The 22,620-nt window shown below is 71.6% G+C and carries 29 protein-coding genes; 17 read left to right on the top strand and 12 right to left on the bottom strand.

What is annotated here, in order from left to right:
- Positions 1-4: 4 nt before the first annotated feature.
- Positions 5-1,468, top strand: coding sequence for a glycosyltransferase 87 family protein (locus HNR19_RS21480; protein ID WP_179669855.1), 1,464 nt, complete (start codon positions 5-7; stop codon positions 1,466-1,468).
- Position 1,469: 1 nt separating this feature from the next.
- Here HNR19_RS21480 and HNR19_RS21475 read toward each other — a convergent pair whose 3' ends face one another.
- The 3 genes from HNR19_RS21475 to HNR19_RS21465 all read right to left on the bottom strand — a co-directional run bounded on the left by HNR19_RS21475 (position 1,470) and on the right by HNR19_RS21465 (position 4,749).
- The gene (locus tag HNR19_RS21475; protein ID WP_179669854.1) at positions 1,470-2,537 is read right to left on the bottom strand and encodes an alanine racemase; all 1,068 of its coding nucleotides are present in this window, start codon (positions 2,535-2,537) and stop codon (positions 1,470-1,472) included.
- A 14-nt stretch (positions 2,538-2,551) separates the two neighbouring features.
- Positions 2,552-3,679: a lipid II:glycine glycyltransferase FemX gene (locus tag HNR19_RS21470; protein WP_179669853.1), complete on the bottom strand. Its 1,128-nt coding sequence runs from the start codon at positions 3,677-3,679 to the stop codon at positions 2,552-2,554.
- A gap of 272 nt (positions 3,680-3,951) precedes the next feature.
- Positions 3,952-4,749 (bottom strand): deoxyribonuclease IV, encoded by a 798-nt coding sequence (locus HNR19_RS21465; RefSeq protein WP_179669852.1) that lies wholly within the window; start codon positions 4,747-4,749, stop codon positions 3,952-3,954.
- Between the two features lie 100 nt (positions 4,750-4,849).
- Between HNR19_RS21465 and HNR19_RS21460 the strand changes: the two genes are divergently transcribed.
- The 6 genes from HNR19_RS21460 (at position 4,850) to HNR19_RS21435 (ending at position 9,572) form a co-directional block, all read left to right on the top strand.
- The gene (locus HNR19_RS21460; protein WP_179669851.1) at positions 4,850-6,856 is read left to right on the top strand and encodes an FHA domain-containing protein; all 2,007 of its coding nucleotides are present in this window, start codon (positions 4,850-4,852) and stop codon (positions 6,854-6,856) included.
- Positions 6,857-7,047: 191 nt separating this feature from the next.
- The gene (gene rpsF, locus HNR19_RS21455) at positions 7,048-7,332 is read left to right on the top strand and encodes a 30S ribosomal protein S6 (protein ID WP_179669850.1); all 285 of its coding nucleotides are present in this window, start codon (positions 7,048-7,050) and stop codon (positions 7,330-7,332) included.
- 97 nt (positions 7,333-7,429) lie between these two features.
- On the top strand, positions 7,430-7,969 hold the full coding sequence (locus HNR19_RS21450) for a single-stranded DNA-binding protein (RefSeq protein ID WP_179669849.1): 540 nt from the start codon (positions 7,430-7,432) through the stop codon (positions 7,967-7,969).
- A gap of 123 nt (positions 7,970-8,092) precedes the next feature.
- Entirely contained in the window at positions 8,093-8,329 is a 237-nt protein-coding gene (gene rpsR / locus HNR19_RS21445) for a 30S ribosomal protein S18 (protein WP_179669848.1), read from the top strand.
- 19 nt (positions 8,330-8,348) lie between these two features.
- Positions 8,349-8,795 (top strand): 50S ribosomal protein L9, encoded by a 447-nt coding sequence (rplI, locus tag HNR19_RS21440; RefSeq protein WP_179669847.1) that lies wholly within the window; start codon positions 8,349-8,351, stop codon positions 8,793-8,795.
- 126 nt (positions 8,796-8,921) lie between these two features.
- Positions 8,922-9,572, top strand: a complete 651-nt coding sequence (locus tag HNR19_RS21435) for a hypothetical protein (RefSeq protein ID WP_179669846.1) — start codon at positions 8,922-8,924, stop codon at positions 9,570-9,572.
- Here HNR19_RS21435 and HNR19_RS21430 read toward each other — a convergent pair.
- Entirely contained in the window at positions 9,545-10,111 is a 567-nt protein-coding gene (locus HNR19_RS21430; RefSeq protein ID WP_179669845.1) for a hypothetical protein, read from the bottom strand. The two genes, HNR19_RS21435 and HNR19_RS21430, sit on opposite strands and share 28 nt — an antisense overlap.
- The gene (locus tag HNR19_RS21425) at positions 10,108-11,490 is read right to left on the bottom strand and encodes an MATE family efflux transporter (RefSeq protein WP_343047315.1); all 1,383 of its coding nucleotides are present in this window, start codon (positions 11,488-11,490) and stop codon (positions 10,108-10,110) included. The genes HNR19_RS21430 and HNR19_RS21425 overlap by 4 nt, the downstream gene beginning before the upstream one ends.
- A gap of 437 nt (positions 11,491-11,927) precedes the next feature.
- Between HNR19_RS21425 and dnaB the strand changes: the two genes are divergently transcribed.
- The gene (gene dnaB, locus HNR19_RS21420) at positions 11,928-13,334 is read left to right on the top strand and encodes a replicative DNA helicase (protein ID WP_343047314.1); all 1,407 of its coding nucleotides are present in this window, start codon (positions 11,928-11,930) and stop codon (positions 13,332-13,334) included.
- Positions 13,335-13,397: 63 nt separating this feature from the next.
- On the opposite strand, the gene HNR19_RS21415 is transcribed toward dnaB, so the two are convergent.
- A complete protein-coding gene (locus tag HNR19_RS21415; RefSeq protein ID WP_179669843.1) occupies positions 13,398-14,516 on the bottom strand; it encodes a hypothetical protein in 1,119 nt (372 codons plus the stop codon).
- 146 nt (positions 14,517-14,662) lie between these two features.
- Between HNR19_RS21415 and HNR19_RS21410 the strand changes: the two genes are divergently transcribed.
- A complete protein-coding gene (locus HNR19_RS21410) occupies positions 14,663-15,049 on the top strand; it encodes a hypothetical protein (protein ID WP_218910341.1) in 387 nt (128 codons plus the stop codon).
- A gap of 13 nt (positions 15,050-15,062) precedes the next feature.
- On the opposite strand, the gene HNR19_RS21405 is transcribed toward HNR19_RS21410, so the two are convergent.
- Genes HNR19_RS21405 through HNR19_RS21395 form a run of 3 tightly spaced genes read right to left on the bottom strand, consistent with a single transcriptional unit; the run spans position 15,063 to position 16,482 of the window.
- Entirely contained in the window at positions 15,063-15,329 is a 267-nt protein-coding gene (locus HNR19_RS21405) for a protein kinase family protein (protein ID WP_343047313.1), read from the bottom strand.
- Between the two features lie 47 nt (positions 15,330-15,376).
- Positions 15,377-15,988 (bottom strand): phosphotransferase, encoded by a 612-nt coding sequence (locus HNR19_RS21400; protein WP_179665967.1) that lies wholly within the window; start codon positions 15,986-15,988, stop codon positions 15,377-15,379.
- The gene (locus HNR19_RS21395; protein WP_179669842.1) at positions 15,985-16,482 is read right to left on the bottom strand and encodes a GNAT family N-acetyltransferase; all 498 of its coding nucleotides are present in this window, start codon (positions 16,480-16,482) and stop codon (positions 15,985-15,987) included. The genes HNR19_RS21400 and HNR19_RS21395 overlap by 4 nt, the downstream gene beginning before the upstream one ends.
- A gap of 151 nt (positions 16,483-16,633) precedes the next feature.
- Here HNR19_RS21395 and HNR19_RS21390 point away from each other — a divergent pair, with 151 nt between their 5' ends.
- Positions 16,634-16,879, top strand: coding sequence for a CDGSH iron-sulfur domain-containing protein (locus tag HNR19_RS21390; RefSeq protein ID WP_179669841.1), 246 nt, complete (start codon positions 16,634-16,636; stop codon positions 16,877-16,879).
- A 7-nt stretch (positions 16,880-16,886) separates the two neighbouring features.
- Here HNR19_RS21390 and HNR19_RS21385 read toward each other — a convergent pair whose 3' ends face one another.
- The gene (locus HNR19_RS21385; RefSeq protein ID WP_179669840.1) at positions 16,887-18,143 is read right to left on the bottom strand and encodes an MFS transporter; all 1,257 of its coding nucleotides are present in this window, start codon (positions 18,141-18,143) and stop codon (positions 16,887-16,889) included.
- 89 nt (positions 18,144-18,232) lie between these two features.
- Here HNR19_RS21385 and HNR19_RS21380 point away from each other — a divergent pair, with 89 nt between their 5' ends.
- From HNR19_RS21380 to HNR19_RS21365, 4 genes are all read left to right on the top strand, one after another.
- A complete protein-coding gene (locus HNR19_RS21380; protein WP_179669839.1) occupies positions 18,233-18,544 on the top strand; it encodes a hypothetical protein in 312 nt (103 codons plus the stop codon).
- Between the two features lie 29 nt (positions 18,545-18,573).
- Positions 18,574-18,906: a YciI family protein gene (locus HNR19_RS21375; protein WP_179669838.1), complete on the top strand. Its 333-nt coding sequence runs from the start codon at positions 18,574-18,576 to the stop codon at positions 18,904-18,906.
- Positions 18,903-19,643: an SDR family oxidoreductase gene (locus HNR19_RS21370; RefSeq protein ID WP_179669837.1), complete on the top strand. Its 741-nt coding sequence runs from the start codon at positions 18,903-18,905 to the stop codon at positions 19,641-19,643. Before HNR19_RS21375 ends, HNR19_RS21370 begins: the two co-directional genes overlap by 4 nt.
- A gap of 63 nt (positions 19,644-19,706) precedes the next feature.
- Entirely contained in the window at positions 19,707-20,177 is a 471-nt protein-coding gene (locus tag HNR19_RS21365) for a GNAT family N-acetyltransferase (protein ID WP_179669836.1), read from the top strand.
- On the opposite strand, the gene HNR19_RS21360 is transcribed toward HNR19_RS21365, so the two are convergent.
- A complete protein-coding gene (locus HNR19_RS21360) occupies positions 20,174-20,563 on the bottom strand; it encodes a DUF1330 domain-containing protein (RefSeq protein ID WP_179669835.1) in 390 nt (129 codons plus the stop codon). The genes HNR19_RS21365 and HNR19_RS21360 overlap by 4 nt on opposite strands.
- Positions 20,564-20,631: 68 nt before the next feature.
- Between HNR19_RS21360 and HNR19_RS21355 the strand changes: the two genes are divergently transcribed.
- The gene (locus HNR19_RS21355) at positions 20,632-21,216 is read left to right on the top strand and encodes a TetR family transcriptional regulator (protein WP_179669834.1); all 585 of its coding nucleotides are present in this window, start codon (positions 20,632-20,634) and stop codon (positions 21,214-21,216) included.
- Between the two features lie 21 nt (positions 21,217-21,237).
- Here HNR19_RS21355 and HNR19_RS21350 read toward each other — a convergent pair whose 3' ends face one another.
- Positions 21,238-21,597 (bottom strand): MmcQ/YjbR family DNA-binding protein, encoded by a 360-nt coding sequence (locus HNR19_RS21350; protein WP_179669833.1) that lies wholly within the window; start codon positions 21,595-21,597, stop codon positions 21,238-21,240.
- A gap of 74 nt (positions 21,598-21,671) precedes the next feature.
- Between HNR19_RS21350 and HNR19_RS21345 the strand changes: the two genes are divergently transcribed.
- Together HNR19_RS21345 and HNR19_RS21340 are read left to right on the top strand one after the other, a co-directional pair.
- Entirely contained in the window at positions 21,672-22,112 is a 441-nt protein-coding gene (locus HNR19_RS21345) for a nuclear transport factor 2 family protein (RefSeq protein WP_218910340.1), read from the top strand.
- 14 nt (positions 22,113-22,126) lie between these two features.
- The gene (locus HNR19_RS21340; protein ID WP_179669831.1) at positions 22,127-22,606 is read left to right on the top strand and encodes a DUF2505 domain-containing protein; all 480 of its coding nucleotides are present in this window, start codon (positions 22,127-22,129) and stop codon (positions 22,604-22,606) included.
- Positions 22,607-22,620: the final 14 nt, after the last annotated feature.

Raw genomic sequence — 22,620 nt, 5'->3', positions numbered from 1 at the left:
CGGCGTGACCCGCGTCCACCCGACCCGCGACGACCGGGTGGTCGCCGCGGTCAGCGAGGGCGTGGGCGGGCCGCTCGGCGACCACGCCGGACGGCACCCCTGGTGGACGCCCACCCGGGTGCTGCTGCTGATGACGGCGGTGGTGTTCGCGCTCGGCATGGTGCAGAAGGCCCCGTGCTCGCTCGCGGAGGGCAAGGACCAGAACTGGACCTACTCCCACATGTGCTACTCCGACCTGCGGCCGTTGTACGTCGGGCGCGGGCTCGCCGAGCACGCGTGGCCCTACTCCGGTGACGACCAGACCCGCGAGCGCTACGAGGTCATGGAGTACCCGGCGGCCATCGCCTACTGGGCGTGGGGCACGGCGTGGGCGACGCACCTGCTCAACGGGTCGCCCGACGTCGAGGAGCGCTATCGGATGCCCGTCGACGGCCTCTACGGCCTCGACGACGTGCGGCGCGAGACCAACATCTTCGTGCTCGTCAACGCCGTCGGCTTCGCGGCCCTCGCGCTGCTGAGCGTGTGGCTGCTCGCCCGGGTGAACCCTGGCCGACCGTGGGACGCGGCGGCGTACGCCCTGTCCCCGGCGCTGCTGCTGACCGGGCTCATCAACTGGGACCTGATGGCGGTCGCGCTGGTCGCCGGAGCCCTGCTGGCCTGGGCGCGTGACCGCCCGCTGCTCACCGGGATCCTGATCGGGCTCGGGACCGCGACCAAGCTCTACCCCCTGTTCCTGCTCGGCGGCGTGCTGATCCTGGTCCTGCGCCAGAAGAGGTACGGCGCCGGCGCGCTCGCGTTCCTCGGCGCCGCCGGTGCGTGGGCGCTCGCGAACGCCCCCGGCTACCTCACCGGCCGCGAGCAGTGGGAGGTCTTCTGGAGCTTCAACGCCGAGCGCGGCCCCGACCTCGGGTCGCTGTGGCTGGTGGCCGAGCAGGCCGGCGACCTCGGCATCACGGCGCACACGGTGAACGTGTGGTCGTGGATCCTCTTCGGCGCGTGGTGCGTCGGGGTGTTCGCGCTCGGCATGACCGCGACCCGCGCGCACGGCCACCACCCGCGCCTCGCGCAGCTCGGGTTCCTGGTGGTGGCGGGCTTCCTGATCGTCAACAAGGTCTACTCGCCGCAGTACGTGCTGTGGCTGCTGCCGCTCGCGGTGCTGGCGCGCCCGCGGTGGCGCGACCAGATCGTCTGGCAGGCCGGTGAGATCTTCTACTTCTGCTCGGTGTGGTGGTACCTCGGCGGCTACCTCAGCTCACCGGGCGACGGTGAGCCGGGCTTCTACTGGGTCGCCATCGTGGTGCGCGTGCTGGCCGAGCTCTACCTGTGCGCGGTGATCGTGCGCGACATGTTCCGCCCGGAGCACGACCCGGTGGCGGAGTCCCCAACCGCAGGCAGGCGGGGGGAGCAGCGAAGCGGAGTGAGCGAAGCGAGCGTAGCTGCGACCCCCGCTCACCGATTGAGCTCGTAGGTCAGCCCTCGACCACGATCCGGTCGAACGTCGTCGCCGTGTAGCGCACCCGCACGTCGACCTGGTCGCCCACCTCGGGCACCCGCGCGCCCTGCGGCACGAACAGCATCGACGCCTGCATGTGCGGCGGCTCGGCGAAGAGCCGCTGCTTGCCCTCGATTGAGTACGGCGACCGCACGAAGCCGATCGCGTCGAGCCCGCCGCGGGCGAGCGTCGCCGCGCGCGCCTTGACGGACTGGTCGCCGGTGGGCGCCTCGAGCCCGATGCCGTGGGCGGTGCCACCGCTCACGACGAGGACGTGCCCCGACTTCGGCGCGGTGCGGCCGCGGTAGCCGAACACGTCGCCGCGCTCGACCGGGTGCACGTCGAGGACGGTGGCCGTCACCTTCAGCGCGCCGCGGTCGCCGAGCCACAGGCTGGTGCCGATGCGCGGGCGGAACGTGAAGTCCGGCCAGCTCGCGGAGAGCGACTTGAGCTCGGCGTCGGTGAGGTGGCTGACCCAGGCCGTCGTGAGCCCGGCGTCGGCGGCGACCGTCGAGGTCAGGATCCGGTTGACCTCGCCGAGGTGGGAGCCCTGCTGGAGCGGGAGGTGGAGGGCGACGCCCTCGACGCGGGCGCCGGGGTGCTTGCGCAGCAGCGCTCCGGCGTCCCACAGCTCGCGGCCGGTCATGCCGTGCCGCCGCATCGAGGTGGCGTGCTCGAGCACCAGCCGGGCCTCGGGCTCGGCGGCGAGCAGGGCGCGGAGGTCGTCGTACCTGCTGACGGTGTGGACCACCCGCCGGGCGAGGGCGGGGTCGACCGGCTCGACGAACGGCCGCCACGGCGTCAGCACGAGCACGTCGCCGCGCCAGCGCGACGCGACCTCGGGCAGCTCGTCGTACGTGCCGACCGCCAGGGTCGTGACGTCGTGCTCGCGGTCGGCGAGCCACTGCGTCTTGCGGGCGAGCCTGCCCAGCGTGAACCCGTAGCCGTTGCCCTTCGCCACCGGCACCAGGCCGGGGTGGGTGCGGGCGACGTCCTCGAGGTGGGCCCGCCAGCGCGGGCCGTCGACGGTGAGGGTGAGGCTCATCGTGCTCCTCCGGCTCAGCGCCGCGCGAGGTAGATCTGGAACGCCTTGTAGAGCGCCCGGTTGATCGGCAGGTCCCACTCGCCGGCGTACTCGACCGCCTCGCCGCCGGTGCCGACCTTGAACTGGATCAGCCCGACGTGGGAGTCGTCGGAGTCGAGGGTGTCGGTGATGCCGCGGAGGTCGTAGACCGCGCAGCCGGACGCGAGGGCGTCCTGGATCATCGCCCACTGGACGGCGTTGGAGCCGCGCACCTCGCGCTTCTCGGTGGACGAGGCGCCGTAGGAGTACCAGTAGTGCTCGCCCACGCGGACCGCGAGCGTGGCCGCGACCAGGTCGCCCTGGTGACGGCCCAGCCAGAGCTTCAACCGATCAGGCGCGTCGGCGTTGAGCGCGTCCCACATGACCTCGAAGTAGGGGAGGGGGCGCGGGGTGAAGTGGTCGCGCTCGGCGGTGTGCACGTAGAGGTCGTGGAACGCCTTGAGGTCGTCGCGGGTGCCCGCGCTCACCTCGACCCCCTCCTTGGCGGCCTTCTTGATGTTGCGGCGCCAGAGCTGGTTCATGCCCTTGAGGACCTCGTCCTCGGTGCGCGCGGTGCCGTCGGGGTGGCGCAGCGGGACCTGGAACACGTACTGCGGCTGCCCTGCCGCGAAGCCGCCCTCGGCGGCCTGGTGGCGCCAGCCGAGGTCGTGCAGCTGGGCGACGACCCGGGCGCCGGCGGCCGAGCGCTCCTCCGGCGGCACCTGGCCGAGCAGCTTCACGTCCGGGTCGGCGACACCCTCCTTGACCTGGGCGGCGGTCCAACGGCGGGTGACGACCGGCGGTCCGATGCGTACGGCGAACGCGCCCTGCCGCTTGAGGTGGGCGACCATCGGGTCCAGCCAGTCGCGGAGGCAGTCGCTGTCCCAGTCGATGACCGGGCCCTCGGGGAGGTAGGCGAGGAAGCGGTTGAGCTTCGGCAGCTTGCGGTAGAGCACGAGCGCGGCGCCCCGCTGCTTGCCGGAGTCGTCGAACCAGCCGAGCGACTCGCTGCGCCACTCGCTCTTGACCTGGGCCCAACCCGGGGTCTGGAGGAAGCTCGCCGACGGGAGGCTGGCGAGGTGGTCGCGGTGCTCGGTCGGGGTGATCGGGCGCACGCTCGGCATGCCCGACAGGCTAACGGTGGCCGGTGGTGGCCGGGCAGGGCCGGGGTCCTGGGGCTGGGCGACCGGCTGCGCCGGCCGGCCCGCTCCCGGCTTGCTCGCTCCGCCGCGCGACGGCGCTCTGCGGTTGCGCGCCGCAGTGCTCGGGGCGCCGGCGTGTCGTCGCGAAATCGCCGGGAGCGGACCGTCCGTCGCCGCCGGTCGACCAGCCCGCGTCCGGTGGTTGAGGTGCGAGGCCGCCCGCGGCCGAGCCTCGAAACCTCCGGACGCTCCGCTCAGAGCCTCTCGCGCAGCCAGGCGAAGTCGGCGACGTGGGCGTCGGCGGGGCCGGGGGTCTCACAGATGACCGGGGCGCCGGCGTCGCGGACCACGGAGGCGAGGAGGTCGGGGTCGATCTGGCCCTGGCCGAAGTTGGCGTGGCGGTCGGCGCCGGAGTCGAAGGCGTCGCGGCTGTCGTTGCAGTGGACGAGGTCGATGCGGCCGGTGATCTTCTTGACGTCCTCGACCACGGTCTCCAGGGCGTTGCCGCCGGCGTGGGCGTGGCAGGTGTCGAGGCAGAACCCGACCATGTCGGCGCCCTCGGCGGACTCGATCGCGGCCCAGACGCCGGCGATGCGGTCGAGGTAGCGAGTCATCGCGTTGGTGCCGCCGGCGGTGTTCTCGATCAGCAGCGGGATCTTGATGTCGGTCGCCTCGACGGCCTTGCGCCAGTTGTCGAAGCCCTTGGCGGGGTCGTCGTCGTCCTGCACGTGGCCGCCGTGGACGATCAGTCCCTTCGCGCCGAGCTCGGCGGCGGCGTCCATGTGCTGCTGGAGCAGCTTGCGGCTGGGGATCCGCTGGCGGTTGTTGGTCGTGGCGACGTTGATCAGGTACGGCGCGTGGACGTAGAGGTCGACGCCGGCCGACTCGGCCGCCGCCCGGAGCGCGGCCGCGCCGCCGTCGTAGGCGAGGACGGGGCCCTTGTAGCTCTGCGGGTTGCCCAGGAAGAACTGCACCAGCGGGGCGTTGCGGGCCTGCGCCTCGGCGATCGGGTCGGACTGGTCGACGTGGGCTCCGATGGCGATGGCGCTCATGCGGACCACCATAGGAGGGAGCAGGGACAACGCCCTCCCTCAGGATGAACTTGCCGAGACTTCCGTTTAGGCGGGGTCGCCGCGGCCTACGATCCCTGCCATGAGCACCCTGACCGTGGAGACCGGCGGCCGGTCGTGGACCTTCGAGGAGCCGCTGGTCGTGACCATCGGCCGCGACCCCGCGAGCGTCGTCGCGCTGACCGGCGCGTCCACCTCGCGCCGGCACGCCGAGCTGCGCTCCGACGGCAACGGCTGGGTGCTGGTCGACGTCGGCAGCAGCAGCGGCACCTACCTCAACGGCACCCGGGTCACCGAGGTGCGCCTCACCGGGCAGACCGAGGTCCGCTTCGGTGCCGTCGACGGCGAGCCGATGCGGCTCACCGTCGTGGGCGCCCAGCCGGCGCCGCCGCGACCCGGTCATCCGGCCGGCCCCGCCGCGGGCATCCCGCCGGGCCTCGACCAGACGATCGTGCCCGGCGCCGGACCGGCGATGCCCGGTCTCGGTGGCGGCCCGGGCGTGCTGGTGCGCGTCGGCGGCGAGGGCAAGCGGTTCGCGCCCGGCACCATCGTGCGGATCGGCCGCGACCCCCAGGGCGAGGTCACGGTCGACGACCCGTCGGTGTCCCGGCTGCACGCGACGGTCGAGATGCGCGCCGACGGCTGGTGGTTCTTCGACCGCTCGACGGCCGGCACGTTCGACGAGGAGGACCGCGTCGGTCAGCGCCGGCTCGAGGAGCCGGTCACGCTGATGCTCGGCCACCCCACGGCGGGCGTCGAGGTCGAGATCATCCCGATCGTCGCCGCGGGCCAGGCCCAGAAGCAGCTGGCCGCCAAGAAGCGCAACAGGGCGCTGGTCATCGCGGCCGCCGCGGTCGCCGTGCTCGTGGTGGCCGGTGGCATCGCGGTCGGCGTGGCCCAGCCGTGGAAGGACGACCCGAAGCCCTCGGGCACCACCACCGCGGGCGAGGAGCTCACCGAGGCCGAGCTCGACCGGGCCAAGGCCGCGAGCGTCTGGATCATCGCGGTCGACGAGGCCGGTGAGTCGATCTACACCGGGTCCGGCAGCTTGATCAGCGAGGACGGCCTGATCCTCACCAACGCCCACGTCGGCAAGCCGTCGGCGCCCGGCCAGGAGCCCCCTGCCGAGGACCCGGCCGGCCTGCTCGTCGCGTTCCCGCCCGCCGACAACCTCGACGGTGCCGTCGAGGTGAAGTACGCCGCCGAGCCGCTCGTCGCCGACGGCGTGCTCGACCTCGCGGTCCTCCAGATCACCGGCGACAAGGACGGCAACGCGATCGCGCCGGAGGACCTCGACCTGCCCGAGCCGATGCCGCTCGGCACCAGCGGCGACGTCGAGACCGGCGACGACATCCGCGCTCTCGGGTTCCCGGGCCTCGCGGCGATCACCCTCGACGACCCGTCGCACCGCGGCCTCACGGTGACTCGCGGCGTCGTGTCGACGTTCAACGCCGAGGAGGGCGTGGGCGACCGCGCCTGGATCGACAGCGATATCCGGATCGGCTCCGGCAACTCGGGCGGCGCCTCGATCAACGACGACGGCGAGCTGGTCGGCATCAACTCGGCCGTCGTCACCGCCGGCACCTCGCAGGGCCAGGCCGGGGAGTTCACCGGCGGCTCCGCGCTGATCCGCCCGGTCGACCTCGCCGCCGACATCCTCGAGATCGCGGAGGCCGGCGGCGACGAGTCCTACGTCTCCCCCTACCTCGAGGACGTGCCCGAGCCGCCCACGCCCGACGACGCCAGCGTGACGCTGGAGTCGGGTGGCTGGTCGCTCGACGGGGCGGCGACCTGCGCCACCCCGAGCACGCCCGACAACCCGCAGACCCTGACGGGCGCGGAGATCCCGGGCACCGTCTACGCCGAGTACAACGTGACCGGCGTGCCCGACGGGACCCCGTTCGAGATCCAGTTCTGGGCGCTCAACGGCAAGAAGCAGCTCGGCGAGCCGCTGCAGGGCACCTGGGACCAGGGCCCCGACACGATCTGCGTCTCGATCACCATCGAGATCCCGATCGAGCTCGAGGGTCTCAACGCGGTGATGGTCGTCGGCGACGCGGGGGTCGACAACCCGGTCTTCTTCGGCTGACCGACACGGACCGACACACGGACCGACACACGGACCGACACAGCGCAGTCGTACGGCGGCCGCGGGGCACGACGATTCCCGCGGCGCCGTACACCGCTGATAGCCTTGGCCGCTGCTCGCCCGGATCCAACGGGCGGGTTCCTCCTGCCACGGAAGGACCGTGGCCGCTGAGACCGAAGGAGGTGGGTGCATTGCGCGCCTACGAAGTCATGGTGATCCTCGAGCCCAGCCTCGACGAGCGCACCGTCGAGCCGTCGCTCGACAAGTACCTCAACGTCATCCGCAAGGACGGCGGCACCGTCGACAAGGTCGACGTCTGGGGTCGCCGCCGGATGGCCTACGAGATCAAGAAGAACGCCGAGGGCATCTACGCGGTCATCAACCTGTCCGCCGAGCCCGCGACGGTCGCCGAGTTCAACCGCCAGCTGGGTCTCAACGAGGCCGTGCTGCGCACCAAGGTGCTCCGCCCGGCCTGAGTCCGGCAGGTCCTTGTGGACTGCGCCTTCCGCTTGTCGGAGGTCACGGCCACGATGGACCAACACACCACGCATCTGATCTCTAGGGAGACACGCAATGGCAGGCGACACCGTCATCACCGTCATCGGCAACCTCGTCGATGACCCGGAGCTGCGCTTCACCCCGTCGGGTGCGGCCGTGGCCAACTTCCGGATCGCGTCGACGCCGCGCACCTTCGACCGCCAGAGCAACGAGTGGAAGGACGGCGAGGCCCTCTTCCTGTCGTGCGCCGTCTGGCGGCAGTACGCCGAGAACGTCGCGGAGTCCCTCACCAAGGGGATGCGCGTGATCGTCCAGGGGCGCCTGAAGTCGCGGCAGTACGAGACGCGCGAGGGTGAGAAGCGGACCGCTTTCGAGATCGACGTCGAAGAGGTCGGTCCCGCGCTGCGCTACGCGACCGCCAAGGTCACCCGGGCCCAGCGCTCGGGCGGTGGCGGCGGCTACGGCGGTGGCCAGGGAGGCGGTCAGGGCGGTGCCCCGGCCAACGACCCGTGGGCCTCGCAGGGCGCTCCCGCGCAGTCGCAGCAGTCTGCTCCCGCAGGCGGCAACGACCCGTGGGCGGCTCCGGGCGTCGGCTCGGACGAGCCTCCCTTCTGATCCACCGCCGGTGGTCGAGGAGGTCGCCCCGCGACCGTCACGAGACCCCGGCACCGACATTCCACATCAACCATTCCGGCCGTCGTGACTGAGCGGCCGGGCTTCTGAAGGAGGAGCACCACAATGGCGAAGCCAGTCATCCGCAAGCCGAAGAAGAAGGTTTGCCAGTTCTGCAAGGAGAAGGCGACCGGTGTCGACTACAAGGACACCGCGCTGCTCCGCAAGTTCATCTCCGACCGCGGCAAGATCCGCGCGCGTCGCGTGACCGGCAACTGCGTCCAGCACCAGCGCGACGTGGCGACCGCGGTCAAGAACGCCCGCGAGCTCGCGCTGCTGCCGTACACCTCGGCCGGTCGCTGAGCGGGAAGGGAGAGCTGAGATGAAGATCATCCTGACCCAGGAGGTCGACGGCCTCGGTGCCGCCGGCGACGTCGTGGAGGTCAAGAGCGGCTACGGTCGCAACTACCTCCTCCCGCAGGGCTTCGCGATCCGCTGGACGCGCGGCGCCCAGTCCGAGGCCGACGCCATCAAGGCGTCCGTGAAGGCCAAGGCCGTCCGCGACGAGGCGCACGCCGCCGAGATCAAGAGCAAGCTCGAGGGTGCGCCGGTCGACGTCAAGGTGAAGGCCGGCCAGGGCGGCCGCCTCTTCGGCGCCGTCACGGTCGCCGACATCGCCTCGGCGCTCGGTGAGGTCACCGGCGAGTCGATCGACAAGCGCACGATCGTCCTCGGCAGCCCGATCAAGACGCTGGGCAACCACGCCGTCTCGGTCAAGCTGCTCGACGACGTGTCGGCCTCGGTCGCGCTCAACGTCATCCCTGCCTGATCTGACAGGTTGGTCGAGTAGCCCGAGCCCCCTGGGGCTCGGGCGTATCGAGACCAGTACGTCGAAGCGGCCGTCCCCTGCGTGGGGGCGGCCGCTTCGTCCTTTCTGATCGTTAGGGTCGGCCGCATGCGATCGAAGCGTTGGATCCTGTCCGTGACCGGTGTCCTGGCCCTCTCGCCGCTGCTGGCGGCGTGCGGCGACGACGATCCCGAGGAGCAGGCGGACGACCCGGCCACCTCTGCGGCGTCGGAGGAGCCCAGCGAGTCGCTCGCGACGCCGACCGAGAGCGTGGACCCCGTCGAGACCAGCCCGACCGAGTCCGAGACCACCGCCGCCGGCCTGCCGGCCGCGTGCGACGTGATCGCGCCGATCGACGTGGCGACCGCCTATGGCGCGACGCCGGGCGAGGGCTCCATCGGTGGCGGCGGCTACAGCGAGAACGACGTCGAGTGGCAGACCGACAACTGCGACTTCGAGGCCGAGGACTTCTTCGAGCTCGAGCTCGCGCTCGCCGGCCCCGACGACTTCCCGGCCGGCTTCACCTGCCCGCTGCAGACCGACGTGGCGTCGACGGTCAAGAAGGTCAAGGTCCCCGGCGCCGACTCCGCGAGCTGGGAGGTCTCCGACGGCCAGCCCTTCGAGGGCTCGCTGCGGGTGTGCACCGCCGACTACGTGTTCGACCTGACCCTGGAGTTCGAGGAGGGCTACCAGCACGAGGGCGACCCGCAGATGCAGACGATCGGGCTCGCTCAGGTGGTCGTGGGCAAGCTGGGCTGATCGCCGGGCGGCGTCTCCCGAGCCGCCGCCCACTCCCGCCCCGCGAACACCAGGCTCAGCACGATCAACGCGAGCTGCGCCAGCGGCACCAGGGTGCCGACGACGTCCTCGACCTCGTCGATGCCGCCGCCGTAGACGAGCACCGGACCGACCATGACGGCGGCCATCGCGACCGCCGTCCACTGGAAGAGGCCGGCCGCGACGCGGGAGTCCTCGACGGCCGCGGAGCCGAGCCGGTGGCACAGCAGCGCGAAGCAGCCGAAGCGCGGCAGGCCCGCCGCCCACGCCAGCGCCGGCTCGGCGTCGTCGAGCCACTCGGAGGGCCCGGGGAACCAGAGGACCGAGTCGGTGACGAGCGCCAGCAGGCCGAGCGTCCAGAGCGCCGCGTTGAAGCGGTACGGCGGATCGTCGCGCAGCGTGCGGAGGGCCAGGAGGAGCAGCAGCCACCCGAGTGGGTTGGCGTAGAGGTCGAACCGCAGCGTCGGGGTCTCGAGCAGGATGACGGCCACGGCGAGGGCGATCGCGTAGAGCGGCTTCACCGGCTCGCCCCGGTCACCAGCCAGCGGTCGCCGTACGCACGACGGACGAGGGTCACCAGCCGGCCGCCCATGAAGACCAGGCAGAAGACCGCCCACAGCCAGGTGAGCGTCGCGTCGGGCACGGCGGCGGCGAGGAGCACCAGCGGAGCGTATCCGGCGAGCACGACGAGGCCGGCGACCGCGAGGTAGCGCCCGTCGCCCGCGCCGATGAGCACGCCGTCGAGCACGAACACCACCCCGGCGACGGGTTGCGCGAGCGCGGCCACGAGCAGGGCCGGGACGAGCGCGTCGTGGACCGCGTGGTCGGAGGTGAACAACGGCCCGAGCCACGGGCTGGTCGCGGCGAGGCCGACGCCGGTGACGACCCCGCACACCACGCCCCAGCCGACCATCCGCCGGGTGACGCTCCGGGCGGCCTCGACGTCACCGGCGCCGAGGTAGCGCCCCGTGATCGCCTGCGCCGCGATCGCGATGGCGTCGAGGGTGAACGCGAGGAAGCCCCAGATCGTCATCGCGAGCTGGTGGGTGGCGATCGGGACCGCCGGGTCGCCGCCGTGGCGCCCGGCCACGACGACGGCGTACGTCGTGACCAGCAGCGAGGCGCGCAGGGTCAGGGTGCGGACGAGGAGCGGTACGCCGGCCCGCGCGGCGCTGCGGATGCCGGGCAGGTGCGGCCGCAGCGACGAGCCCTCGCGGCGAGCCGAGCGGGCGACGACGGCGACGAGGACGCCCGCGCACGCCAGCTGCGCGAGCACCGAGCCGAGGGCCGACCCGGCGATGCCGAGCCCGTCGAAGGCGCCGGCGCCGTACACCAGGAGCACGTTGAGCAGCAGGTTGAGCACGTTGCCGGCGACCGCGACGACGAGCGGGGTCCGGGTGTCCTGGAGGCCGCGGAGCACTCCGGTCGCCGCGAGCATGAGCAGCAGCGGCGTGACGCCGAGCATGGCGATCCGGAGGTACGTCGCCGCCGGCCCCGCGACGTCCGCCCCCGGTCCGAGCAGCGCGACGAGGGGCTCGGTGAGGAGCACGCCCGCGACCGTCACCGGCACGCCGATCGCCACCGCCAGCCAGAGGCCGTCGACGCCCTGGGTGAGGGCGTCGCCGCGCCGCCCGGCGCCGAGCTGGCGCGCGACGCCGGCCGTGGTGCCGTAGGCGAGGAAGACGCACAGGCCGACGAGGGTCTGCAGGATCGTGCCCGCGATGCCGAGGCCCGCCAGCTCCGGGGTGCCGAGGTGGCCGACGACGGCGGCGTCTCCGAGGAGGAACAGCGGCTCGGCGACGAGGGCGAGGAACGCAGGTATCGCCAGCCGGCCGATCTCCCGGTCGTCGCTCGTCAGCCGCACACGGCCGCGCCCGCGCGGCGCCAGGGGCGCCGTCACGGGCCCTTCGTCCCAGCCGGTGGATAACTGGTCTGGACCTGTGGATATCGAGGACGCGCCGCTCGCTGGTGGCCGTCCACCGGGAGGCGTCCACATGTCGGCCGGGTGAACGAGGAAATCTGCCGGGTATTTCCGCTCCACACCTGTGGACTCGTGTCTGCGCAGGTCAGAGCGCGGTTCGCCGGTCTTCTCACACCTGCCTCCACAGCCTCGTCCCCAACCACTGCACACGCGCCACGCGTGTCGTCCACCTCCGACCCCGGGTTATCCCCAAGGCTTGTGAACAACGGGCTTTCCCGCGCCCTGCGCGCCACGTAGGTTCGCGACTCGAGTCTCCCTCGGCCCGGCTCCACCGGGCGAGGCGGGGTTGTGTCGGGGGTGCCCCGTTAGGTGCCGTTCCGGGTGCGGATCGATGAGCAAGTGCGGAAGGGACAGCAGTGAGTCTCGCGGAGGACGTGACCGACTACCCGCCCGACGACTGGGGCGACGGGCCGGCTCCCTACGAGCCCGGACAGGCCCCGCGCGACTCCACCGGCCGCACGCCTCCGCAGGACATGGCGGCCGAGCAGTCCGTGCTCGGCGCGATGATGATCTCCAAGGACGCCATCGCCGACGTCATCGAGACCGTCCGCGGCGTCGACTACTACCGCCCGGCCCACGAGGCGATCCACGACGCGATCATCGACCTCTACGGTCGCGGCGAGCCGGCCGACATGATCACCGTCGCCGGCGAGCTCCAGCGCCGCGGAGAGCTCCAGCGGGTCGGTGGCGCCCCCTACCTCCACACCCTCGCGGCCAACGTGCCGATCGCCGCCAACGCCGGCTTCTACGCCGAGATCGTGCGCGAGAAGTCGATCCTGCGGAAGCTGGTCGACGCCGGCACCAAGATCGTCCAGATCGGCTACGCCGGCGAGGGCGAGGTCGACCACATCGTCGACGCCGCGCAGGCCGAGGTCTACCAGGTCACCGACCGCCGCAAGGCCGAGGACTACGTCCAGATCGGCGAGATCATGGACGCCGTCCTCGACGAGATCGAGGCGATCGAGGGCCGCGAGGCCGGCATCTACGGCGTGCCCACCGGCTTCGCCGACCTCGACGACCTGACCAACGGCCTGCACGCCGGCCAGATGATCGTGGTGGCGGCGCGCCCCGCGATGGGAAAGTCAACGCTGGCTCTCGACCTGTGCCGCGCAGCGTCCATCCAGCACAACCTGACCAGCGCCTTCTTCAGCCTGGAGATGACGCGCTCCGAGATCACGATGCGCATGCTCTCGGCCGAGGCACGGGTCCCGCTCAACCACATCCGCAACGGCAAGATGTCGACGGAGGAGTGGGACCGGATGGCGCGCCACACGGCGAAGGTCTCCTCGGCGCCGCTCTTCATCGACGACAGCCCCAACATGACGATGATGGAGATCCGCGCGAAGGCGCGCCGGCTCAAGCAGCGCCATGACCTCAAGCTGATGGTCATCGACTACCTCCAGCTGATGACGTCGGGCAAGAAGGTCGAGTCCCGCCAGCTCGAGGTCTCCGAGTTCTCGCGGCAGATCAAGCTCCTCGCGAAGGAGCTCGAGATCCCGGTCATCGCGCTCTCGCAGCTCAACCGTGGTCCCGAGCAGCGTGCCGACAAGCGGCCGATGATGTCGGATCTTCGCGAATCGGGCAGTATCGAACAAGATGCGGACATGGTCATCCTTTTGCATCGAGATGACGTCTTCGAGAAGGAGTCGACCCGCCCCGGCGAGGCCGACCTGATCGTGGCCAAGCACCGCAACGGCGCCACCCGCGACATCGTCGTGGCCTTCCAGGGCCATTACAGCCGCTTCGTCGACATGGCCCACTGAGAGCACCTGGGTCTGTCCTCGACTCCTCCTAACGGGCTCCAGGACCTGGCAGATGCCTCGTGCTCAGGAGGCTGCCAGGTCCAGGGTGCCGTAGAGGGCACCGGTGAGGACCCTGTCGTCCCCCGTCCGCCGTGCGTAGGGCGCCAGAGGCACCAGGTCGTACTCGACGCGGATCTCGAGGCCGGTGGGTGGGCTGGCTGCGTCGTCGACCAACCACACGGCCACGAAGTCCACCGCGGCGCGGTCCGGCTCGACCGGCACCCGGTCGAGCGGGTGCGCACCGCCCAGCAGGACCGAGGCGGAGCTCGCCTCCGCCTCATGCGTCACCTCGTCGAGGCCGGGCCGCGATCCGCGACTCCAGAGGGTCGGCTCGACGCCGGCCCGTCCACTGACGATGACCCACGCCTGGCCCGGTTCGCGGACCCAGCCACGGTCCGGCAGCCACGCCGCCGTGTGCGGCCTCGCGTGAGCCAGCGTGGGTCGGAGGACACCGGGGCGGCGTGCGAATCTCGTGGGAAGGTCGACCTCTCCTACGGTTCTCCTGCCGGCTCGCGCGAGCTCCGGCGTCGAGTAGAGCCCTTCGGCGACGCCCATCTCGAGCTCGCCCGTCTCCAGGCTCACGCGCTGGGTGACACCGTCGAAGGTGACCTCCCAGGTCGCCTCGGCGAGGTCCTCGTCGGCCACGACGAAGGCGCCGGGCTGACCCCATTCCGAGGACTCCGTGGTCACCTCCCCGAGCTCGGTCTCCTCCTGGCCGACCCGAAGCACGACCGCGGCACCCTCTGCGGCCAGTGCTTCGAAGGCCTGTGCCGGGTCCTCCTCGGATGCTCCGTATGCCGTGGCGAGGGCCGTGCCGGCAGTCGTCCTACCACCCCATTCGATCGGGACGAAGACGCTCCCGTCGGGCGCATGGAGCTCACCGCCGTCCTCCGATGACCGGTCGCCGCCCCTGGATCCGCGCGGCAATCGCTCCACCGGTTCGCCGATCGTCACCTCCAGCACCGCGGTCGGGATCCGCACCTCCACGCGGTGCGCGACCTCGAGACCGGAGTCGCCGCCGTCCAGGCCAGAGATGGCGACCATCTGGCCGTCCTCGGCCACGTCACGCCACGGCTGCCACCACGCAAGACCGAGCACGGCGGCGCCTGCAACGGCGGCTGCGATCCAGGCCCGTCGACTCATGGGGCGCCACCAACGCGGGCAAGAACTGGCCAAACGACACCGCGGACGTCATGCCGAGAGCACCAGCGGCGCCCGGCTGTCACAGATCGCCGTGTCATCTCGTCGACCGGGCCGTCCGAAGAGTCTCGAAACAGAAAGAGAGGTCGATGGCCCGCATGCGCATCATCTCCGCGCTCGTCTTGCTCGGAGCCGCCTCCATGATCCTCGTCGGCGTGTGGTGCCGGGTGGACCCAGCAGGTTTCGCCGAATGGGCGGGGTGGCCCAACCACGAGCACTTCCTGCACGACGCGGGCGTCTTCCAGATCGCCATCGGACTGATGATGGCTCTCGGGCTGTGGTGCCGCGACGCGCTGACGGTGGGCCTGGCGGGCTTCGTCTTCACGAACCTCTTCCACGCGCAGAACCACTTCGCGGACCGCGCCGACGGCGGTCGGGACGGCGACTGGATCCAGCTGTTGGTCCTCGCCGGCGTGGGGGCGATCGCTCTCTTCCTGCGCCTGCGACTGCAACGCACGACCGCGACGACGCCGTGACCCACGGAGGCCCTCACCGGAGCCGGACTCCTACCTCGGCTGCGATCGTCTCGACCATCGTGGTGAGGCGATCCATTCGTGACGGCATCGTGTGGCGATAGTCGGCGATGGTCAGCAGCCCGGGGCCGACGAAGGCCCACGCACGGGCGCGGGCCCAGGTCCCGTCGTCGGCGGCGGCCGCGACGCGGAGCACCTCGCGAGCTGGCGCGTCGAACATGCTCCACGCGTAGAGCAGGTCTACGGACCGGTCCCCGACACCGAGCCCGCCGAAGTCGATCACTCCGGTGTCAGCGCCGCCGACATTCCGGCCGGGTCCGAGAAGTGGGGCTATCGCTGCGGTGAGCCGGTGACCGACACGATCGACCGCTGGGCCGACCAGGCGGCAGCACAGCTGCGGGACCTGTTCGACCCCGACAGCGTTCGCGAGGCGTGGCGCCGCGTTCGCGACGTCCCCGCGGCTACCGAGGCGCCCTGCTGGGTGCACACCGACCTCTCCGTGGAGAACATCCTGGCGCACCACGATGGGCAGCTCGCGTGGAGTGACTGTACGAAGGTGCCCAGGGACTCCGCCATCGCAGCCTGCTGGGTGGCATCCAGTGCAAGGGGGAGGTCGCCCGGCACCCACGACACGACGGCCCATGGCCGTGGGAACGCAGGGCCGGGCTCGCCGACGGTGACCACCTCGGGGACCGCGACCGGAAGATGCGGCGCGAGGCGGGGCAACCAGCGCACCTCGTTGGCCAGGTCCGCGACGTACTCGTCGGATCGCGGCAGGCGGATCGCCCAATCGTCGCCGACGCGGAACACCCAGTTGCTGCTCCCCGCCGCGCGGACCTCTCGGACCGGGAGCTCGGCCAGGTGCGGAGCCTGCTCGCGGAGCAGCCGGACCACGACCTCGGAGTCCGGGACAGCAGTGCCGACCCCCCGCCCCGGCGTCACGAGCCGCCACTCGCGGACGTGCCGGGGACCGCGCGCAGGTCCGCCCCGAAGACGAGTGCCGGGCCGTCGTGGGCGTGGACCTCACGTTCGAGAACGAGGCCGATCTTGGCCGCCACCCGCTGCGAGGCGACGTTGTCGGGCCTGATGATGGCGACGAGGTGCTCGGCCCCTGCGTCGCACGCGGAGTCTCGAACGGAGGCCGCTGCTTCGGCGGCGTAGCCCCGGCGCCGGAGTGGGGCGTGGACGTGCCACCCCACCTCGAGCAACTGCTCTCCCTCGACCTCCTGCATGGTCAGACCGCAGTCGCCCACGAACTCCCCCTGGTGGGTCTCGACCACCCAGAGTCCGAAGCCGTACTCGGCGTAGTTGCGGCGCGTCCAGTCGATCCAGCCCTCGGGGCCCCGTGTGCCACCGATCTCCAGCCGCGCGATGTCCGGCAGGTCAGCCTCGGTCATCTCGCGGAACCGCAGCCGCGGCGTGGGAGCAGGCAGCACGCTCGAACCCTATGTCCGGCTCGCTCTCGAGGCACCGCTGCTGGCGGCCCTCCCTGCCAGGATTCCGGACCTGTTGCGGCTCCGCGACAGGGACGCGTGGAGGAGGTCGACAACGCTGCCGAGAAGCCCGCTCGCCTCGGAAGGAACCTCGATGTCCACTCCACTGCCCCGACCTGCCGGCGACGCAGCCGACCTCGCGACCGTGACCCCGCTCGACGACGGGCCCCTCCAGGTCGAGGGGGCGTTCCGGGTGGTCGACCCCGACGGCACGACCCACGACCTCGGCGATCGGCCGTCGGCCTACCTCTGCCGCTGCGGAGCCTCGGCTCGGAAGCCGTTCTGCGACGGCAGCCACCTGCGGGTGGGCTTCCGGACGGCCGCGGAACCGGGCCAGTGACGCTCGGTCACGCAGCAGCGGCGGGCTGCAACGCGACCGCCTCACCGGTGTGCGGGTGCATGGGACGCGGCTTGCGCGCGCCGGCGGCCAGCATCCCGAGGACCGCCACCAGCAGCAGCACGCCGGCCAGGACCATCACCGACTCGACGGCGATCCGGTCCGCGAGCGGCCCGAAGACCACCATCGACAGAGGCATCGCCACCGAGATCACGATCCCGTAGAAGCCGAAGACGCGCCCGCTCATGCTCTCCTCGACCCGCTCCTGGAGCACCGTGGTCGCCGGCACGAGCAGCGCCTGGAACCCCAGGCAGATGACCAGCCCCAGCACGGAGAAGACCCAGAAGTTGGCCGACACACCCAGCCCCACCACCAGCACGCCGACGACGACCGAGGCCGCAGCCATGAGCCGCATCGGCCGCTTCACCTTGGGCCCGACGGTGGCCATCGCCGCGCCTCCGAGGAGCATCCCGACGCTCCAGAACAGCTCGTTCACACTGAGCATCCACACCGCGTCGCCGAAGCTGCGCGAGACCATCAGCGGCGTCAGGTGCGCCGGCGCGCCGGCCATGAACATCACCACCGCCACCAGGGTCATCACCCAGCGGACCGACGCGTGACCGCGCACGTACCGCACGCCGGCCACCAGGTCACCGAAGTAGGACAGCTGCTCACCGGAGCGGACCACCCGCGTGGTCGGCACCAGGGTCAGGAGGAGCACGCCCCCGACGGCGGTCACCACGTCGATGAAGAAGACCGTGACGATGCCCGCGCTCGCGTAGACCGCGGCCGCGAGCGCCGGCGCGAACAGCATGATCCCCGAGCTGATCGACTGCTGGATGCCGTTGACCCGCATCAGGTGCTCCTTGGGCACGATCTGGGGGAGCATCGCGTTGACCGCCGGCGACTGGACGCCCGCGAGGGCCGAGCGCGCCGCCAGCGCGAGGTAGATCATCCACAGGTCGCCGGACCCGGTCAGCATCAGCAGCGCGAGCAGCAGCGTGACCGCGGCGATCGTCGAGTCAGCGCCGATGATCAGCAGCTTGCGCGAGTGCCGGTCGGCCCAGACGCCACCGAAGACCGAGACCACGGCCTGCGGAAGCATGCTGGCCACGACGCTCGTCGTCAGCACGGCCGCCGAGCCCGTCTCGATCGTGAGGTGCCACATCACGGCGTAGCTGACGATCATCGACCCGAGCGACGAGACCGTCTGGCCTCCGAGGAAGACCAGCACGTTCCGCTTCCAGTTGTCCGACCCGTTCGACATCGCGATCCGCTCCTGCGTCAGGTGGGCCGCCGTACCGGCCCCTCACCCATCCCACGAACAGACAGCGCCCGATCCGACACACTGCCGAGATGAAGGTCATCGACGAGCTTTCCGGCGGCTGGTTCCTGCTCGAGGAGGACGGACGCCTCTACCTGGACGCCCGCTACAGCTACAGCGCGGTCATCGACGACTCCGCCCTGGTCGAGCTCGACCCGGAGGAGGTCGCCGCCTACCGGGCCGGCGGTCGCGACCACATCAGCGAGCTCGCGACCGCGATCCACATGAGCGCGCCGTACCGGGGCGACTCGCCGTACTTCAGCCGGGACCTCTACCGGGGAGACCAAGGACGACAATGGCGCTCGGCCGTGGCGGCAGCAGTCGCCGCCCACCGCAGCGGGTGATCGCCGAGCCGTGAGCACAGGGAGGATCCATGAGCACCATCACCGATGAGCAGGTCCAGGAGCTCGCCGCGACGGCGCAGCCCTACAGCGTGGCGCTGTTGTCGTGGGGTCCGCGGCGCGAGCAGGCCGGAGCCGACGAGATCGAGCGCGCGCACCAGCGCCGGATGGTCTCGTTGCGCGCCGCCGGCGTCATCGCGGTGCTGTGTCCGGTGGCGTCCGACACCGTGTGCGGCGTCGCCATCATGACCGTCCCGGCCGACGAGGCGCGTGCGGTGATGGCCGACGACCCGTGCGTCCAGGCGGGGATGATGACGTGCGACGTGCACCCCTGCCACGGCTTCCCGGGGGACTCGCTGCCGTGAGCCTCACGATCGTCACCGGCGGCACGCGCGGGATCGGCGCGGCGATCGCCACGCGCCTGGCGAGTGACGGCCACGACCTCGTGCTCGGCTACGCGCGCGACGAGGAAGCAGCCGCGGCGACCGCGGCAGAGGTGCGCGCGGCCGGGGTCCGGTGTGCGACCGTTCGCGCCGACCTCCTCGACGACGGCGGCATCGAGGCGCTGTTCGGCGCTGCCGCCGACCTGGGCCGCCTCACCGGGGTCGTCAACAACGCCGGTGCGACCTACCGCTACGCGCCGTTGGCGGACACGCCTCCCGACGAGGTACGGCGCGTCATCGAGCTCAACCTGACCGCTCCGGTGCTGGTCGCGCAGGCAGCGGTCCGTGCGCTGAGCACGGATGCGGGCGGGGCCGGCGGGGTCATCGTCAACATCACCTCCGGCGCGGCGACGCTCGGGTCCCCGGGCGAGTACGTCCACTACGCAGCGGCCAAGGCGGGGCTCGACCTGATGACGAAGGGCCTCGGGATCGAGGTCGGGCGCCAGGGCGTCCGCGTCGTCGCCGTCGCGCCCGGTCTCGTCGACACCGACCTGCACGCGGCGACCGGCGATCCGGGCAGGCTCGCAGCCATGGCCCCGACCATCCCGCTCGGGCGCCCGGCCGCCCCGGCCGAGATCGCCGAGTCCGTCGCCTGGCTGATGAGCGACGCCGCGTCGTACGTCACCGCCACGACGATCAGGGTGGCCGGCGGCCGTTGACGGCCAATGCGATCCACCGCAAATCGCGTTGACCTCGCGGCACCGCGCTCGTTGAATCGGGGGATGCCCGCGATCCGGTTCGAGACGCCTGCGACCGACGCCCTCCTCGAGGAGTGGCGCCACGTCCACAACGTCATCATCCCGACCGCGCCGCTGTCGCTCGAGGAGGTGCGCGAGCGCAGCACCCGCAACCACCTCGAGCTCGCGTACGTCGATGACGTGCTGGTCGGCAACAGCACGGTGTGGCCGCCGTCGGCCGAGATCCCGGTCGCACGGGTGATCGCTCGCGTGCTGCCGGACCACCGCCGACGCGGGTACGGCGAGCAGATCTACCGACGTGCCGTCGCACATGCGCGCCGCCTGGGTGCGACGAGGCTGGGCACCGTCGTGCTGGCCTCGAACACCGACGGCCTCCGTTTCGCCCAGGACCACGGTTTCGTCGAGACCGAGCGCTACCTGCGGCCCGAGGACACGATCCCGTGGATCGAGCTGGAGACCACGCTCGCGACCGCGGAAGGTCAGCCCGACAGCTAGGCGCGCGCCAGGTCGCCCGCCGGCGGCGGCCCGTCGAGACCGAAGATCTGCGCGAGGTCGGCGGATCGATGTCCGGACCGGACGCCCTCGACGAGGATGCAGGTCGGCGTGGAGCTGTCGGTCCGCAGGTGCCGGATCGCCTGGTACTCGGGCGAGCCGTACCAGCGCTGGGCCGCCTCGCGATCGCTGAAGCGCAGCAGCGTCACGAAGCCGTCCCACTCGCCTTCGAGCACCCGCGCAGGGAAGTTCTGCACGAGGATCTCGGCGCCGTACGCCTCGAGGGAGAGGTCCACCGACCGCACGTACTCCCCGATTTCCGGGCCGACCTGCAGGTCGGCCGTCCGTACCAGGACGTACGCAGGGAGGTTCTCTTCGAGCGTGACCACGGCGACTCCTCGAGCTCAAGATTGTGGAGCGATCGCTCCACAATTATTGGAGCATATACTCCATATCTGTGGGAAGGCCACCGAAGCACAGCGCCGACGACTTCATCGACGCCGCCATCGCCCTGTACGCCGAAGGCGGGATCCGGACGGTGACGCTCGGCGCGGTCGCCGAGTCGATCGGTGCGGCGAACGGTTCGATCTACCACCGGTTCCCCGACCGGCCCTCGCTCCTGGCGGCGGTGTGGCTCCGCACGTCGGACCGGTTCGCGTCCGGCTACCGCGAGACGCTGGGCGAGCCGTCGGCCGACAGCGCCGTGGACGCCGCGGTCTGGGTCGTGGAGTGGTGCCGGGCCCACGTGGCGGAGGCCCAGGTGCTGCAGGCCGGCGCCCGCGCCCTCGGTCGCGACGAGTGGCCGCCCGAGGCGAGGGCGGCCGACACGACCGACAAGCACCTGCGCCGCGACATCGGCCGCATCGTCGCCCAGGTCCAGGCATCGAGTGGGGCGAATGCGGACCAGATCGTGTTCGCCATGCTGGAGCTGCCGCTCGCGGTCGTGCGTCGCAGCCTCCAGGCCGGCAAGCCGCCCGGCCGTCGCGAGGTCGAGCTCGTCCGCGGCCTCGCCCGGCTCATCCTCACCCAGCCTGCCAGCTGACGGACCGGGCCCGGCGGGGCCTCAGCCGGGCCCGTCGGGGTGCGCCAGGTCGTAGGCCCGCGCGACCTTCTGCGGCACCACCATCCGCCAGGCCTCGACGACGAGCTCCCTGGCCTCGGCCGGCTCGAGTGCGCCGAGGTCGGCCTCGACCCAGTTGAACCGCATCTCCGACTCGCGTGGCAGGTGGAACTTGTGCGGCTCGCCGTCGACCAGGCCCGCCCGCTCCTCCTTCGGGAACGCGAAGCCCATGACGGTCTCGTCGAGGGAGAAGGCGGCGTAGACGATCTGCCCGACGCGGAACCGCCACCGGCCGCGCACCTGGGCGACGTACGACCGCTCCAGCTCGTCGCCGAGCTCGCGCACGTCGTCGAAGGTCGCCATGCCGGAGACGGTAGGCGGCTCCGCCGACAGGCACGAATAGAACGTGTTCTAGGAGGCCCCCTATGCTGTCGCGGGTGGACGCGAGCCGCGCGATCGAGAACCTCCTCTACACCTACGCCGAGCGGGTCGACCTCGGCGACTTCGACGGTGTCGCCGAGCTGTTCGCGCACGCCACCATCCACGGCGTCCCCGACGGGCCGCCCGAGACCCGCTTCCACGGCGCCGAGGCCGTGCGCAGGCTCTACGAGACGACCACCCGCCGGCACGACGACGGCACGCCCCGGACCAAGCACCTGACCACCAACGCGATCATCGAGGTCGACGAGGAGGCGGGTACGGCGAGCAGCCGCTCGAGCTACTGCGTGCTGCAGGCGACCCCGGACCTGCCGCTCCAGCCGATCGTCACCGGCCGGTACCACGACACGTTCCACGTCGTCGACGGCGCGTGGTGCTTCGCGTCGCGGACGATCTTCATCGACCAGACCGGCGACCTCTCCCACCACCTGGATCTCTGAGCGAGGATGCGCCCATGCAGCTGACCCGAACGTTCATCTACGACGCCCCGGCCGGCCAGGTCCTGGCGATGCTCCGCTACCCGGGCTTCTGGGACCGGGTCGCCCGGGCGACCGGCGCGACGTCGTCATCGACGCAGGTCACCGAGGCCGGCGAGACGATCGAGGTGGTGACCGAGCAGGACCAGAAGGTGGTCGGCGTGCCCGCGTTCGCGAAGAAGTTCGTCGGCGAGACCACCCGGGCGATCATCCGCCAGACCTGGCGGGGCGATGCGGCCGACTACGTGATCGACACGCCCGGCAGCCCGATCTCCATCACCGGCAGCGCGACCGTGGCCGAGAGCGGCCGGTCGACCGTCGTCACCTACGACCTGGACGTCCGCTGCGGCGTGCCGATCGTCGGCAAGAAGCTGGAGGCGCTGGTGTGCGACCTGACCGGCAAGGGCCTCGACACCGAGCACGAGGTGGGCGCCGACTGGCTGGCGGGCAACGTCTGAGCCCTCAGTCTGGG

This window comes from Nocardioides thalensis, from assembly GCF_013410655.1.
GTDB lineage: Bacteria > Actinomycetota > Actinomycetes > Propionibacteriales > Nocardioidaceae > Nocardioides > Nocardioides thalensis.
This window is presented reverse-complemented; position numbering and strand designations above follow the sequence as displayed.